Below are 14,152 nucleotides of genomic sequence, written 5' to 3'. Positions count from 1 at the left end.
GCCACACCGGGCCGCGGGCCGTGGCCGGAAACGCCACGGCCGGGCGGCCCGCCCCGAGGGGAGGGCCACCCGGCCGTTCAGGCAGCTCGGTGGAGCAGCGGGAGCGTCAGTGCTCCCCCTCCTCGGCCGTCGCCGGCGTGCCGGAGAGGCGGTCGCTCTCGTCGTGTATCTCCACGGCGATCTTCTTGAGTTCGGGCTCGAACTTGCGCCCGTGGTGGGCGCAGAACAGCAGCTCTCCGCCACTGGAGAGGACGACGCGCAGGTAAGCCTGAGCGCCGCAACGGTCGCAGCGGTCTGCCGCGGTGAGCGGGCTCGCAGGGGTCAGAACAGTAGTCACGTCGCCTCTTCTCTAGCTCGACGAGCTGTGTACCAGGATCAACATCCAACCAGGTCGAATTCGTTCCCGCTCGTGGCTTTTCTCTTTGAGGATTCTGCCGTCGTCTTGATGAGGACGTGCCCAGGGCAACGGTGGTTCATGCGTACCGATTCCCGTGGCCGGCGGATCACCTTGAACGCCCGATCGGGTCGGGGTGCGAGGTCCGCGTAGCATAATCCTCCGCTGGGTTGGAGCATAAGCCCCGTCCTGGAACCCGTTGGACCGCATCGCAGCAGCTCCGCCGCCCTCCCCGGCCGCCCCGATCCGCCAGGACCCGTGGTGTCGGCAGGAGATGGCAGGCTGGGAACCGCCTCCGGGGCGGGAACCGTGTTCGCGCAGCGCGTACAAAGCGCGCGGACCTCAGCGGCCCGGATCTCAGTTGCTGAGAGCATGCGGGGGTGTCCGTCAACGTCATGGAGGAGTGCAGAGCGTGAGTGGAGAAAAGACCGGCCCGTCCTCTCTGGTGACCGGTGAGGGCGGGTCCGACTACACCGCGCGGCATCTGCTCGTCCTCGAGGGGCTCGAGGCGGTCCGCAAGCGGCCGGGCATGTACATCGGGTCGACCGACAGCCGCGGCCTGATGCACTGCCTCTGGGAGATCATCGACAACTCGGTCGACGAGGCGCTGGGCGGCTTCTGCGACCGGATCGAGGTGCTGCTGCACCAGGACGGCTCGGTCGAGGTCCGCGACAACGGCCGCGGCATCCCGGTGGACATCGAGCCCAAGACCGGGCTGTCCGGCGTCGAGATCGCGTACACCAAGCTGCACGCGGGCGGAAAGTTCGGCGGCGGCTCGTACGCGGCCTCCGGCGGTCTGCACGGCGTCGGCGCCTCGGTGGTGAACGCGCTGTCCGCCCGCCTCGACGTGGAGGTGGACCGGCACGGGGCCACCCACGCGATCAGCTTCCGGCGGGGCGTCCCCGGCAGCTTCGCCGGTCCCGAGCGGGACGCCGGCTTCGAGCCCGCCGCCGGCATGACCAAGAAGGGCAAGGTCGCCCGGGGCCGCACCGGCACCCGGATCCGCTACTGGGCGGACCGGCAGATCTTCCTCAAGGACGCGAAGCTCTCGCTGGAGTCGCTGCACAGCCGGGCCCGGCAGACCGCCTTCCTGGTGCCCGGGCTGACCATCGTGGTGCGCGACGAGCGGCTCACCGAGAGCGAGCAGGTCGGCGAGGAGACCTTCCGCTACGACGGCGGGATCAGCGAGTTCTGCGAGTTCCTGGCCCCCGACCGGGCCGTCTCCGACGTCCTGCGGCTGCGCGGCGAGGGCACCTTCAAGGAGACCGTCCCGGTGCTCGACGAGTTCGGGCACATGACCCCCACCGAGGTCACCCGCGAGCTCGGGGTGGACATCGCGCTGCGCTGGGGCGCCGGCTACGAGACCACCCAGCGGTCCTTCGTCAACATCATCGCCACCCCCAAGGGCGGCACCCACGTCACCGGCTTCGAGCGGCAGCTCGCCAAGACCGTCAACGAGGTGCTGCGGGCCAGCAAGCTGCTGCGGGTCGCCGAGGACGACGTCAGCAAGGACGACGCGCAGGAGGGCCTGACCGCGGTCATCACCGTCCGGCTCGCCGAGCCGCAGTTCGAGGGGCAGACCAAGGAGGTGCTCGGCACCTCGGCGGCCAACCGGATCGTCGCGGCCGTGGTCGCCAAGGAGCTCAAGGCCTTCCTCACCTCGGCCAAGAAGGACGAGAAGCTCCAGGCCCGGGCGGTGCTGGAGAAGGTCGTCGCGGCCGCCCGCACCCGGGTCGCGGCCCGGCAGCACAAGGAGGCGCAGCGCCGCAAGACCGCGCTGGAGACCTCCTCGCTGCCCGCCAAGCTGGCCGACTGCCGCAGCGACGACGTGGACCGCAGCGAGCTGTTCATCGTCGAGGGAGACTCCGCGCTCGGCACCGCCAAGCTGGCCCGGAACTCCGAGTTCCAGGCGCTGCTGCCGATCCGCGGCAAGATCCTGAACGTCCAGAAGGCGTCGGTGAGCGACATGCTCAAGAACGCCGAGTGCGCCTCGATCATCCAGGTGATAGGAGCGGGCTCGGGCCGGACGTTCGACATCGACCAGGCCCGCTACGGCAAGGTCATCTTCATGGCCGACGCCGACGTCGACGGCTCGCACATCCGCACCCTGCTGCTGACGCTGTTCCACCGCTACATGCGGCCGATGGTCGAGCAGGGCCGGGTGTTCGCCGCGGTGCCGCCGCTGCACCGGATCGAGCTGACCAACCCCAAGCGCGGCCAGGAGAAGTACCACTACACCTACTCCGACGCCGAACTGCGGCGCACCCTGCTGCAGTTCCAGGGCAAGGGGCTGCGCTGGAAGGACCCGGTGCAGCGCTACAAGGGCCTGGGCGAGATGGACGCCGACCAGCTGGCCGAGACCACCATGGACCCGCGGTTCCGGATCCTGCGCCGGATCAACCTGGGCGACCTGGACTCCGCGGAGAAGACCTTCGACCTGCTGATGGGCAACGACGTCGCGCCGCGGCGGGAGTTCATCGTCGACTCGGCGGCCACCCTGGACCGGTCCCGGATCGACGCCTGAGCGGTCCCGGTCCGCGGAGGGCTCTCCACCCTGGGGTGGAGAGCCCTCCGCGCTGTGGATCAACCCCCGCTCCGAGGACCGGCGGGCCCGCGGTCCGTAGCGTTCAGGGTGTCGAAACCACCCCGCCCGGGAGGCACCCGAAATGACCGCCCTGTCCGACGTCCTGATCGCCGCCGCCGTGATCGTCCTGGTGGTGGGCCGGCAGCTGCGGGCCCGCCGGCTGGACACCGAGCGCCGCTTCTGGCTGCTGCCGCTGGTGCTCGCCGCCGTCGCGCTGCGCGACCCGGTGCTGATCGACCCGCACCACCGGGTCGCCGCCGCCGTCCTGCTGGCCGGCTCGATGCTCACCACCGCCGGCATGGGCTGCGCCTGGGGCTGGACGGTGCGGATCTGGCGCGAGACGGACGGCACGCTGTGGACCAAGGGCACCACCGCCACGGTGTTCGCCTGGGTCGGCGCGATCCTGGTCCGGGCCGCCTGGTACGGGGTGGGCGCCGCGCTGCACGTCCACCAGTCCAGCAGCGTGCTGCTGCTCTCGCTGGGCCTGCTGCTGCTGGTCCGCTCGGCGGCCGTCCAGTGGCGGTCCCGGCAGCTGGACGGCGGCAAGCTGCACGGCCTGGCCGCCTGACCGACCGTCACCACCCCGCCGCCGGCCCCCGCAACGGGGGCCGGCGGCACCGCCGTCGAGAGAGGACCCGCAGGTGAGCACGCTGGACCGGTGGACCAGGTGGCCCGCCCGGGACGTCCCGATCCGGGAGCGCGACTCGCGGGCCCGGATGACGATCTCCTTCTTCGGCCGGCTCTGCATGCTGGGCGCCGTGGTGTTCGGGACCTTCGGCGAACTGCACTACCGGGGCTGGCTGGTGCTGGTCCCGATCGGCTGGATCGCCGCCGCCGCCGTGCTGTTCACCGGCTGGCACTACTTCTGCCGGGCCCAGCGGCTGTGGCCCACGCTGGCCTGCGCCGCCGGGCTGCTGGGGTACGCCGCGCTGGCCGACGAGGGCGGCGCCAGGACGCTGGCCTCGGTGATCTGGTGCGGACTCGCGGTGCTCGCCGTGATCCGGCTGCCGCTGGCCGCCGGACTGCTCACCGCCGGTGCGGCGCTGGCCGGTTACGGCTTCGGCACGGACGACTCGATGCTGGCGATGCTGGCCGTCGCGGGCGGCATGGGCCTGCTCGGCTACCTGCTGCGGCTGGACGGCCAGGCCCGCTCCGCGCAGCGCGCCCTGCTCGCCCAGGAACGGGCCGCGCAGGTCGCGCAGGCCGAGAGCGCGGCGCTCGCCGAACGGGCCAGGATCGCCCGGGAGATCCACGACGTGCTGGCGCACAGCCTGTCCGCGCAGCTGGTGCACCTGGAGGCGGCCCGGCTGATGCTGGACGCCGGGGCCGAGCGGGCCGAGGTCCGCGAACGGGTGGTCGCCGCCCGGCGGATGGCGCAGGACGGGCTGGCCGAGACCCGGCAGGCGCTGTCCGCGCTGCGCGGCGAGTTCGCGCCGGTCGCCGAGTTCGTGGCCCAACTGGCCGCCGAGGCCGGGGCCGGGCTGGCCGTCGACGGGGTGCCCCGGCCGCTGCCCGCCGAGGCCGGGCTGGCGGTGCGCCGGGTCGCCCAGGAGGCGCTCACCAACGCCCGCAAGCACGCGCCCGGCGGCCGGGTGGACGTCCGGCTCGGCTACCGGGAGGACGAGGTGGAGCTGGTGGTGCGCAACTCCGGTGCCCCGCGCGGGGCCCACCCGGTGCTGGGCGGCAGCGGGAACGGGTACGGTCTGCTCGGGATGCGCGAACGCGCGGAACTGCTCGGCGGCGAACTGCTGGCGGGCCCCGAGGAGGGAGGGTGGCGCGTGCTGCTGCGGGTGCCGGCGTGACGGACGGACCGATCCGGGTGGTGGTCGCCGACGACCAGACCGTGGTGCGCGAGGGCATCGTGATGCTGCTCGGCCTGCTGCCGGGCATCACGGTGGTCGGCTCGGCGCCGGACGGCGAGGAGGCGCTGCGGCTGGTCGCCGAACACGCCCCCGACGTGGTGCTGATGGACCTGCGGATGCCGCGCTGCGACGGGGTGGAGGCGACCCGGCGGATCCGGGCCGAGCACCCCGGCACCGAGGTGGTGGTGCTCACCACCTACGCCGACGACGACTCGCTGTTCTCCGCGCTGCAGGCCGGCGCGCGCGGCTTCCTCACCAAGGACGCCGGCGCGGAGGAGATCGCCCGCGCCGTCGCGGACGTCCGTTCGGGCGCGGCCGGGCTCTCCCCGCAGGTCCAACTGCGGTTGCTGGAGCGGCTGTCGGGCGGGCCGGGGCCCGCCGCGCCACCGGCGCCCGCCGCTGCCCCGCCGGAGCCCGCCGCCGCTCCGGCCGGGCCCGCACCGGTGCCCGGGCGCCCGGCGCTGCCGGACGGGCTGACCCAGCGGGAGGCCGAGGTGCTGGCGCTGATCGCGGCCGGTCTGTCCAACGCGGAGATCGCCGGAAGGTTGTTCGTCAGCCCCGCAACGGTGAAAACACATATCAACAACCTTTTCGCCAAGACGGCGGTGCGGGACCGGGCCCAGGCCGTGGCGTACGCCTTCAAGCATGGAATTTCGGACGGTTCGTAAACCCACGTTCAGGTAGCTGGTTCGGGTGAACGTATCTGCACGGGTTTCGTGGTGGGGTTTGTGACGCTCCATCATGGTTCGGTCGTAGTGACCGAATTGATGAGGTGTCGGCTGTGGCGCAGCAGGAGAGAGTCGACTGGTGGGCCGCGGCCGCCTCCCGGTCCCGGGTGGTGGCGCCGCGGCGGACCGCGGAACCGGCCCCGCCGGAGGAACGGGTCGGGCGGGAGGTCTACCGCAGCGTCCAGGACAGCGACGCGTTCCAGGAGATCAGGCGCGGCTACCGCTCGTTCGTCTTCCCGGCCAGCGCCGGGTTCCTGGCCTGGTACCTGCTGTTCGTCGCGGCCCAGGCGTTCGCGCCGGACCTGATGCGCCAGCGGGTCGCCGGGCCGCTCAACCTGGCCTGGCTGCTCGGCCTCGGCCAGTTCGCCTCGACCTTCCTGCTGACCTGGCTCTACGCCCGCAACGCCCGCACCAAGCGCGACCGAGCAGCCCTCGAACTGCGCTGGGACACCCAGGACCAACTGCGATGACCCCACACCCCAGCCACGGCCTGGCGGTGGCCCTGTTCGCCGTCGTCGTCGCCGTCACCCTCACCATCACCGTCTGGGTCGGCCGCCGCGGCCACGCCGCCGAGGACTTCTACGCCGGCGGCCGCGACTTCTCGCCGCTGCAGAACGGCTTCGCGCTCTCCGGCGACTACCTGTCCGCCGCGTCCTTCCTCGGCGTCACCGGCCTGATCGCGCTGTACGGCTACGACGGCGTGCTCTACAGCATCGGCTTCCTGGTCGCCTGGCTGGTCGTGCTGATGCTGGTCTCCGAGCTCGTCCGCAACGCCGGCCGCTACACCCTGGCCGACGTGCTGGCGCTGCGGATGCGCCAGCGGCCGGTGCGCGCCGCGGCCGGACTGGCGTCCATGGTCGTCACCCTGATGTACCTGATCGCGCAGATGGTCGGCGCGGGCAGCCTGGTCGCCCTGCTGCTCGGCACCGACAGCGGCGCCGCCAAGGGCTGGACCATCGTCGCGGTCGGCGGCCTGATGATCGTCTACGTGACGGTCGGCGGGATGCGCGCCACCACCTGGATCCAGATCGTCAAGGCGTTCCTGCTGGTGGCCGGCTCGGTGCTGCTCACGGTGCTGGTGGTGGCCCGCTTCCACGGCGACTTCGGCGCGCTGATGAACGCCGCCGCACAGCACAGCGGCGTCGGCGACAAGTACCTGGAACCCGGGCTCCGGTACGGCTCCAGCCCGATCAGCCGGCTCGACTTCGTCAGCCTCGGCCTGGCCCTGGTGCTCGGCACCGCGGGCCTGCCGCACATCCTCAGCCGCTTCTACACCGTGCCCACGGCGCGGGCCGCCCGGCGCTCCACGATGTGGGCGATCGGCCTGATCGGCTGCTTCTACCTGATGGCGATCGTGCTCGGCCTCGGGGCCGGCGCGGTGGTCGGCGCCAAGGCCGTCCGGGCCTCGAACCCGGCCGGCAACACCGCCGTCCCGCTGCTCGCCCTCGACCTCGGCGGCGGGCCGGACTCCACCTGGGGCCTGCTGCTGTTCGCGGTGATCTCCGCGATCGCCTTCGCCACCATCCTCGCCGTGGTGGCCGGCCTCACCCTGGCCTCCTCCGCGGCCTTCGCCCACGACCTGTACGCGCGGGCCTGGCGCCGCCCCGAGGAGCGGCAGGTCTCCGAGCGCGAGGAGGTGATCGCGGCCCGGATCTCCGCCGTCGTGATCGGCGCGCTCGCCATCGTGCTCAGCCTGTTCGCGCAGCGGCTGAACGTCGCCTTCCTGGTCGGCCTGGCCTTCGCGGTGGCCGCCTCGGCCAACCTGCCGACCCTGCTGTACTCGCTGTTCTGGAAGCGGTTCACCACCCGCGGCGCGGTCTGGTCGGTGTACGGCGGCCTCGTCCCGGCGGTGGTGCTGGTGCTGTTCTCGCCGGTCGTCTCCGGCGCGAAGACCTCCGTGCTGCCCGGCCTGGACTTCCACTGGTTCCCGCTGGAGAACCCGGGCCTGGTCTCCATCCCGCTCGGCTTCCTGGCCGGCTGGCTGGGCACCGTCCTGGACCGGGAGCCGCCGGACGAGGACGGCTTCGCCGAACTGGAGGTGCGCGCCCTGACCGGGGCGGGCGCCGCGTAGGACGCGCGGAACGGCCGGGGCCGCGGCGGGAGTCGATCCTCCTGCCGCGGCCCCGGCCGTTCCGCGCGGTCAGCCGGAGAGGGCCTCCAGCGCGACGACGTCCATCCGGGACGGGGTGCCCGGGCTCTTGCCGCAGCTCTCCGGGCGCGGCGGCTCGCTGCGGGACTCGGCGACCGTGGCCCGCCAGCGGCGGCCGTCGGCGTGCCGCACCTCGACCGTCCAGGGGGAGCCGCCGGGGGACGGGTGCAGGGTCAGCGCGTCGGCGGCCGTCTCGCCGGACAGCTCGCGGACGGCCTGCTCGGCGGCCTGGGCCGGACGCGGCCAGTAGGAGCGGCCGCGGGAGTGCGCGGGGACGGTGCGGCCGGCCGCCGTCGCGGCCAGCACCTCCTTGGCGGACTCGGCGGTCAGCCGCCCGTACGCGTAGCCGTGCGGCAGCACCAGCACGGTCGGCGAGAAGCGGTGGCCGCCGAGGTGGGTGACCTCCCAGACCTCGCTGTGGCCGGCCGCGGCCAGGTCGGCGGCCAGCGGGCGGCCGAGCAGCGCGCAGCAGCGGTCGCGGCGGCCGTTGGTGCACACCAGGGCGATCGGGCCGCCGGCGTGCGGGGCGCCGAAGGAGCCGTGGTCGCCCGCGCCGAGCGCGGCGAAGTCCAGGCCGAGCAGCTCGGCGGGGTCGGCGACGTGCCCGCGGCGGACCCAGGGGTCGGCCGGCGAGGTGTGCGCGAGCAGCACCTCGTGCCGGGCCGTGGCGTCGCTGTCGGCGTGCCGGCCCGGGCGGCGGATCAGCGCGATCCGGACGCCGGTGCCGTCCGCGGCGGCCTCCAGGGCGGCCCCGAGGCCGGCGTCGAGGTGACTGCCGGTCACCGCCCGCGCCCCCCACGGGCCGGACTGCTCGAGCAGCAGCCAGGTGGTGGCGGTGGCCGCGGTGGCGGCCAGCGGCTCGGCCAGTTCGTGCGACAGCGTCGTACAGGTGCTCACCCGCCCCACCCTAGTGCGAACCGCTACCCGGCACGGACAGGGCGGAGGCGGCGGGCCCCGGGCCCCGCGCGGGGCCCGGGGCGGGGGTCACATGCGGGTGCCGACCGCGCCGATCGGGGACGGGACGGGGGTGCCGGAGCCGTCGCGGCGCGGGTCGCGCTCGGGGAGCGCGACGGGCTGGCCGGTGGTGGTCGCGCCCAGGGCGGGCAGCGGGCCGGCCCAGGCGAAGGCGAGGCCGTCCTCGCCGCGCAGGAAGCGCTGGCAGCGGACGCCGCCGGTGGCCCGGCCCTTGCGCGGGTACTGGTCGAACGGGGTGAGCTTCCAGCTGGTCTGCTCCTCGCCGGCCAGCGTGCCGGAGGCGGCCGCGACCGACAGCACCACCGCGTCCTGCGCCGGGTCGACCGCGGCGAAGGAGAGCACCTTCGCGCCGTCGGCCAGCTTGATGCCGGCCATGCCGCCGGCCGGGCGGCCCTGCGGGCGGACCTGGCCGGCCGGGTAGCGCAGCAGCTGGGCGTCGGAGGTGATGAAGACCAGGTCCTCCTCGCCGGTGCGCAGTTCGACCGCGCCGACCACGGCGTCGCCGTCCTTGAGCGCGATCACCTCGAACTCGTCCTTGTTGGCGGGCCATTCGGGCACCACCCGCTTGACCGTGCCCTGCACGGTGCCGAGCGCCAGGCCGGGGGAGGCCTCGTCCAGGGTGGTCAGCGCGATCGGCCGCTCGCCGTCCTCCAGCCGGAGGAACTCGGAGACCGCCGCGCCGCCGGACAGCGCCGAGGTGCCGGGGGGCAGCGCGGGCAGGTCGATCACCGGCAGGCGCAGCACCCGGCCGGCCGTGGTGACCAGGCCGACGTCGCCGCGGGCGGTGGCGGGGACGGCGGAGGCCAGCACGTCGTGCCTGGCGCGGGCCGCGTCCTGCTCGCCGACCGGCTCCAGGTCGAAGGTGCGGGCCAGCAGCCCGGTGGAGGAGAGCAGCACCCGGCACGGGTCGTCGGCGACCTCCAGCGGCACCGACAGCGCGGCGGACGGCACCGAGCCGGCCTCCAGCAGCACGGTGCGCCGCTCGGTGCCGAACTGCTTGGAGACGGCCGCGAGTTCGGAGGAGACCACGGAGCGCAGCTTGGTGTCGGACTCCAGGATCTCGGTCAGCTCGGCGATCTCCTTGAGCAGCTTGGCCTGCTCGGCCTCCAGCTCGACCCGGTCGAACCGGGTGAGCCGGCGCAGCGGGGTGTCCAGGATGTACGCGGTCTGGATCTCGGAGATGCCGAAGCGCTCCATCAGCCGGTCCTTGGCCTGGCCCGCGTCGTCGCTGCTGCGGATGATCGCGATCACCTCGTCGATGTCGACCAGCGCGACCAGCAGGCCCTCGACCAGGTGCAGCCGGTCCTGGCGCTTGCGGCGGCGGAAGTCGCTGCGCCGCTTGACCACCGTGAAGCGGTGGTCGACGTAGACCTCCAGCAGCTCCTTGAGGCCCAGCGTCAGCGGCTGGCCGTCGACCAGCGCGACGTTGTTGATGCCGAAGGTCTCCTCCATCGGCGTCAGCTTGTACAGCTGCTCCAGCAGCGCCTCGGGGACGAAGCCGTTCTTCACCTCGATGACCAGGCGCAGGCCGTGCTCGCGGTCGGTGAGGTCCTTGACGTCGGCGATGCCCTGCAGCTTCTTCGCGTTGACCAGGTCCTTGATCTTGCCGATCACCTTCTCCGGGCCGACCGAGTACGGCAGTTCGGTGACCACGATGCCCTTGCGGCGGGCGGTGACGTTCTCGATCGAGGTGGTGGCGCGGATCTTGAAGGTGCCGCGGCCGGACTCGTACGCGTCCCGGATGCCGGCGAGGCCGACGATCCGGCCGCCGGTGGGCAGGTCGGGGCCGGGGACGAACCGCATCAGGGTGTCGAGGTCCGCGGAGGGGTGCTTGATCAGGTGCCGGGCGGCGGCGACCACCTCGGACAGGTTGTGCGGCGGCATGTTGGTGGCCATGCCGACCGCGATCCCGGTGGCGCCGTTGACCAGCAGGTTCGGGAAGGCCGAGGGGAGCACCTGGGGCTCCTGCTCGGAGCCGTCGTAGTTCGGGCCGAAGTCGACGGTGTCCTCGTGGATCGACTCCACCAGCGACATCGAGGCCGCGGTCAGCCGCGACTCGGTGTAGCGCATCGCGGCCGGCGGGTCGTCGTTGCCGAGCGAGCCGAAGTTGCCGTGGCCGTCGATCAGCGGCAGCCGCATCGAGAACGGCTGCGCCAGGCGCACCACGGCGTCGTAGATCGAGGCGTCGCCGTGCGGGTGCAGCCGGCCCATCACCTCGCCGACCAGGCGCGCGCACTTGACGTGGCCGCGCTCCGGGCGCAGGCCCATCTCGTTGGCCTGGTAGAGGATCCGGCGGTGCACCGGCTTGAGGCCGTCCCGGGCGTCCGGCAGGGCCCGGGAGTAGATCACCGAGTAGGCGTACTCCAGGAACGAGCCCTGCATCTCGTCCACGACATCGACGTCGAGGATCCGCTCCTCGAAGTCACCGGGCGGCGGGGTGGGCGAACTGCGGCGGGCCATCGCTGCGGGGCTCCCTTGCGGTACATGCGGGACATGGGGGTGGGCGGACGCGGGCGCGAACGCCCCCCATTGTGGACCCTCGGTGGGACAGCACCCGTCACCCGGGCCGCTTCCGCCGCTGGCGAACGCGTCCCGCTCCCGGACACCTGACGGCGGCACCCGGCGTTGCACCACAATGGGGACGTCACACGCCCCCGGCCCGGAACACTCCGGAACCGACGACGGGAAGGACCCCGCATGGCCAACCCCGCGCCCGCAAGCGGCCTCGCCATCACCGAACACCGCCTGGCCAACGGCCTCCGGGTGGTGCTCTCCGAGGACCACCTCACCCCGGTCACGGCGGTGTGCCTGTGGTACGACGTGGGCTCCCGGCACGAGGTCAAGGGGCGCACCGGCCTCGCCCACCTCTTCGAGCACCTGATGTTCCAGGGCTCGGCGAACGTCTCCAACAACGGCCACTTCGAACTGGTCCAGGGCGCCGGCGGCTCGCTCAACGGCACCACCAGCTTCGAGCGCACCAACTACTTCGAGACCATGCCCGCCCACCAACTGGAGCTCGCGCTCTGGCTGGAGGCCGACCGGATGGGCTCGCTGCTGGCCGCGCTGGACGAGACGTCCATGGAGAACCAGCGCGACGTGGTGAAGAACGAGCGCCGCCAGCGCTACGACAACGTGCCCTACGGCACCGCGTTCGAGAAGCTCACCGCGCTGTCCTTCCCCGACGGCCACCCCTACCACCACACCCCGATCGGCTCGATGGCCGACCTGGACGCCGCCACGCTGGAGGACGCCCGGTCGTTCTTCCGCACCTACTACGCGCCCAACAACGCGGTGCTGGCGATTGTCGGCGACCTCGACCCGGAGCAGACCATCGCCTGGGTGGAGAAGTACTTCGGCTCGATCCCGGCCCACGACGGCAAGCAGCCGCCGCGCGACGGCGCCCTGCCGGAGACCCTCGGCGCCGAGGTGCGCGAGCTGATCCGCGAGGACGTCCCGTCCCGCGCGCTGATGGCCGCCTACCGGCTCCCGCACGACGGCACCCGCGAGGCCGACGCCGCCGACCTGGCGCTCACCATCCTGGGCAGCGGCGAGTCCTCCCGCCTCTACAACCGGCTGGTGCGCCGCGACCGCACCGCCGTCGCGGCCGGCTTCGGCCTGCTGCGGCTGGCCGGCGCGCCCTCGCTCGGCTGGCTGGACGTCAAGGCGGGCGGCGAGGCCACCCTGGAGCAGATCGACGCGGCCGTCGACGAGGAACTGGCCCGGTTCGCCGCCGAGGGCCCCACCGCCGAGGAGCTCGAGCGGGCCCAGGCGCAGATCGAGCGCGAGTGGCTGGACCGGCTCACCACGGTGGCCGGCCGGGCCGACGAACTCTGCCGCTACGCCGTCCTGTTCGGCGACCCGAAGCTGGTCAACAGCGCCCTGCCGAAGGTCCTCGACGTCACCGCCGAGGAGGTCCGGGCGGTCGCCGCCGCCCGGCTGCGCCCCGACAACCGGGCCGTGCTGGTGTACGAGCCGACCGGCGGCGACGCCGACGACAGCAACGACAGCGACGAGGAGGCGGCGGCGTGAGCGACTACACCCCCGCGATGGAGTTCCACCCGCAGCCGCAGCCCGGCACCCCCACCCCGTGGGCGTTCCCGGCGCCCGAGCGGCTCACCCTGGCCAACGGGCTGACGGTGCTGCACTCGCACCGCCCCGGCCAGCAGCTGGTCGCCGTCGACGTGGTGCTGGACGCGCCGCTGGCCGCCGAGCCGGAGGGCCTGGACGGCGTCGCCTCGATCCTGTCCCGGGCGCTGTCCGAGGGCACCGACACGCTCAGCGCCGAGGAGTTCGCGGGCGAGCTGGAGCGGGCCGGCGCCACCCTGGACGCCCACGCCGACCACCCGGCGATCCGGGTCTCGCTGGAGGTCCCGGCCTCCCGGCTGGAGCGCGGCCTGACCCTGCTCGGCGACGCGCTGCGCGCCCCCGCGCTGCCCGCCGACGAGATCGAGCGGCTGGTCGCCAACCGCCTCGACGAGATCGTCCACGAGCAGGCCAACCCGGCCCGGCGCGCCGCCAAGGCGCTGTACGCCGAGCTGTTCCCGGCCGCCGACCGGCTGTCCCGGCCGCGCTCCGGCAGCGCCGACACCGTCAAGCGGATCGACCGGGACGCGGTCAAGGCGTTCTACGACGCCCACCTGCGCCCGTCCACCGCCACCGCCGTGGTGGTCGGCGACCTCACCGGCGTCGAGCTGGCCGGGCTGCTGGAGTCCACCCTGGGCCGGTGGACCGCGGAGACCCGGGAGCCGGCCGTGCACGGCCCGGTGGCGGGCGACGACACCGGGCGGGTGGTCATCGTCGACCGGCCCGGCTCGGTCCAGACCCAGCTGCTGATCGGCCGGATCGGCCCGGACCGGCACGACCCGGTGTGGGCCGCGCAGGTGCTCGGCACCTACTGCCTCGGCGGCACCCTCACCTCCCGGCTGGACCGCGTGCTGCGCGAGGAGAAGGGCTACACCTACGGCGTGCGGGCGTTCGCCCAGGCGCTGCGCTCGTCCGCCGACGGCACCGGCCGCGGGCTGCTGGCGATCAGCGGCTCGGTGGACACCGAATCCACCGCGCCCGCGCTGCAGGACACCTGGACCATCCTGCGGACGCTGGCCGCCGAGGGCCTGACCGACGCCGAGCGGGAGGAGGCCGTGCAGTTCCTGGTCGGCGTCGCCCCGCTGAAGTTCGAGACGGCCGGCTCGGTCGCCGCGACCCTGGCCGACCAGGTCGAGCAGTACCTGCCGGACACCTACCAGGCGGACTTCTACCGGAAGCTGGCCGAGCTGGACACCGCGGCCGCCACCCGCGCCGTGGTCGCCGCGTTCCCGCCGGACCGGCTGGTCACCGTGCTGGTCGGCGACGCCTCGGTGATCGCCGAACCGGTCAAGGCGCTCGGCATCGGGGACGTCACGGTCCTCGCGAACTAGCCGTCCGCGCACGGGGGTCCGACGGGGCGTCAGCCCCGCCGGACCC

At 73.5% G+C, this 14,152-nt stretch carries 11 protein-coding genes; 8 read left to right on the top strand and 3 right to left on the bottom strand.

Going from position 1 to position 14,152, the window contains the following annotated elements; genetic code table 11:
* Nucleotides 1–106: 106 nt before the first annotated feature.
* On the bottom strand, nucleotides 107–337 hold the full coding sequence (locus tag EDD39_RS33545; protein WP_123563211.1) for a DUF7455 domain-containing protein: 231 nt from the start codon (nucleotides 335–337) through the stop codon (nucleotides 107–109).
* A 469-nt stretch (nucleotides 338–806) separates the two neighbouring features.
* Here EDD39_RS33545 and EDD39_RS33540 point away from each other — a divergent pair, with 469 nt between their 5' ends.
* From EDD39_RS33540 to EDD39_RS33515, 6 genes are all read left to right on the top strand, one after another.
* A complete protein-coding gene (locus EDD39_RS33540; protein WP_123563209.1) occupies nucleotides 807–2,918 on the top strand; it encodes a DNA gyrase/topoisomerase IV subunit B in 2,112 nt (703 codons plus the stop codon).
* Nucleotides 2,919–3,060: 142 nt separating this feature from the next.
* Nucleotides 3,061–3,546 carry a CcdC protein domain-containing protein gene (locus EDD39_RS33535; protein WP_123563207.1) on the top strand — a complete coding sequence of 162 codons (486 nt, stop codon included), beginning with the start codon at nucleotides 3,061–3,063 and terminating at the stop codon, nucleotides 3,544–3,546.
* A 73-nt stretch (nucleotides 3,547–3,619) separates the two neighbouring features.
* Entirely contained in the window at nucleotides 3,620–4,780 is a 1,161-nt protein-coding gene (locus EDD39_RS33530) for a sensor histidine kinase (RefSeq protein WP_244257399.1), read from the top strand.
* On the top strand, nucleotides 4,777–5,508 hold the full coding sequence (locus EDD39_RS33525; protein WP_123563205.1) for a response regulator transcription factor: 732 nt from the start codon (nucleotides 4,777–4,779) through the stop codon (nucleotides 5,506–5,508). Before EDD39_RS33530 ends, EDD39_RS33525 begins: the two co-directional genes overlap by 4 nt.
* 113 nt (nucleotides 5,509–5,621) lie before the next feature.
* The gene (locus EDD39_RS33520; RefSeq protein ID WP_123563202.1) at nucleotides 5,622–6,038 is read left to right on the top strand and encodes a DUF485 domain-containing protein; all 417 of its coding nucleotides are present in this window, start codon (nucleotides 5,622–5,624) and stop codon (nucleotides 6,036–6,038) included.
* Entirely contained in the window at nucleotides 6,035–7,639 is a 1,605-nt protein-coding gene (locus EDD39_RS33515; protein ID WP_123563200.1) for a solute symporter family protein, read from the top strand. Before EDD39_RS33520 ends, EDD39_RS33515 begins: the two co-directional genes overlap by 4 nt.
* 69 nt (nucleotides 7,640–7,708) lie before the next feature.
* Here the strand turns inward: EDD39_RS33515 and EDD39_RS33510 are convergent, their stop codons facing one another.
* Nucleotides 7,709–8,614 carry a sucrase ferredoxin gene (locus tag EDD39_RS33510; protein WP_123563198.1) on the bottom strand — a complete coding sequence of 302 codons (906 nt, stop codon included), beginning with the start codon at nucleotides 8,612–8,614 and terminating at the stop codon, nucleotides 7,709–7,711.
* A gap of 87 nt (nucleotides 8,615–8,701) precedes the next feature.
* Nucleotides 8,702–11,152, bottom strand: a complete 2,451-nt coding sequence (locus EDD39_RS33505; RefSeq protein ID WP_123563196.1) for a DNA gyrase/topoisomerase IV subunit A — start codon at nucleotides 11,150–11,152, stop codon at nucleotides 8,702–8,704.
* A gap of 237 nt (nucleotides 11,153–11,389) precedes the next feature.
* Here EDD39_RS33505 and EDD39_RS33500 point away from each other — a divergent pair, with 237 nt between their 5' ends.
* Nucleotides 11,390–12,721, top strand: coding sequence for a M16 family metallopeptidase (locus EDD39_RS33500; protein WP_123563194.1), 1,332 nt, complete (start codon nucleotides 11,390–11,392; stop codon nucleotides 12,719–12,721).
* A gap of 17 nt (nucleotides 12,722–12,738) precedes the next feature.
* Nucleotides 12,739–14,106, top strand: a complete 1,368-nt coding sequence (locus tag EDD39_RS33495) for a M16 family metallopeptidase (protein WP_123563492.1) — start codon at nucleotides 12,739–12,741, stop codon at nucleotides 14,104–14,106.
* The last annotated feature ends 46 nt before the right edge of the window (nucleotides 14,107–14,152 follow it).

Origin of the sequence: Kitasatospora cineracea, from assembly GCF_003751605.1 — a bacterium.
Classification (GTDB): domain Bacteria; phylum Actinomycetota; class Actinomycetes; order Streptomycetales; family Streptomycetaceae; genus Kitasatospora; species Kitasatospora cineracea.
Note: the sequence above shows the minus strand (reverse complement) of the source record. Positions and strands in the feature narration are given on the sequence as shown.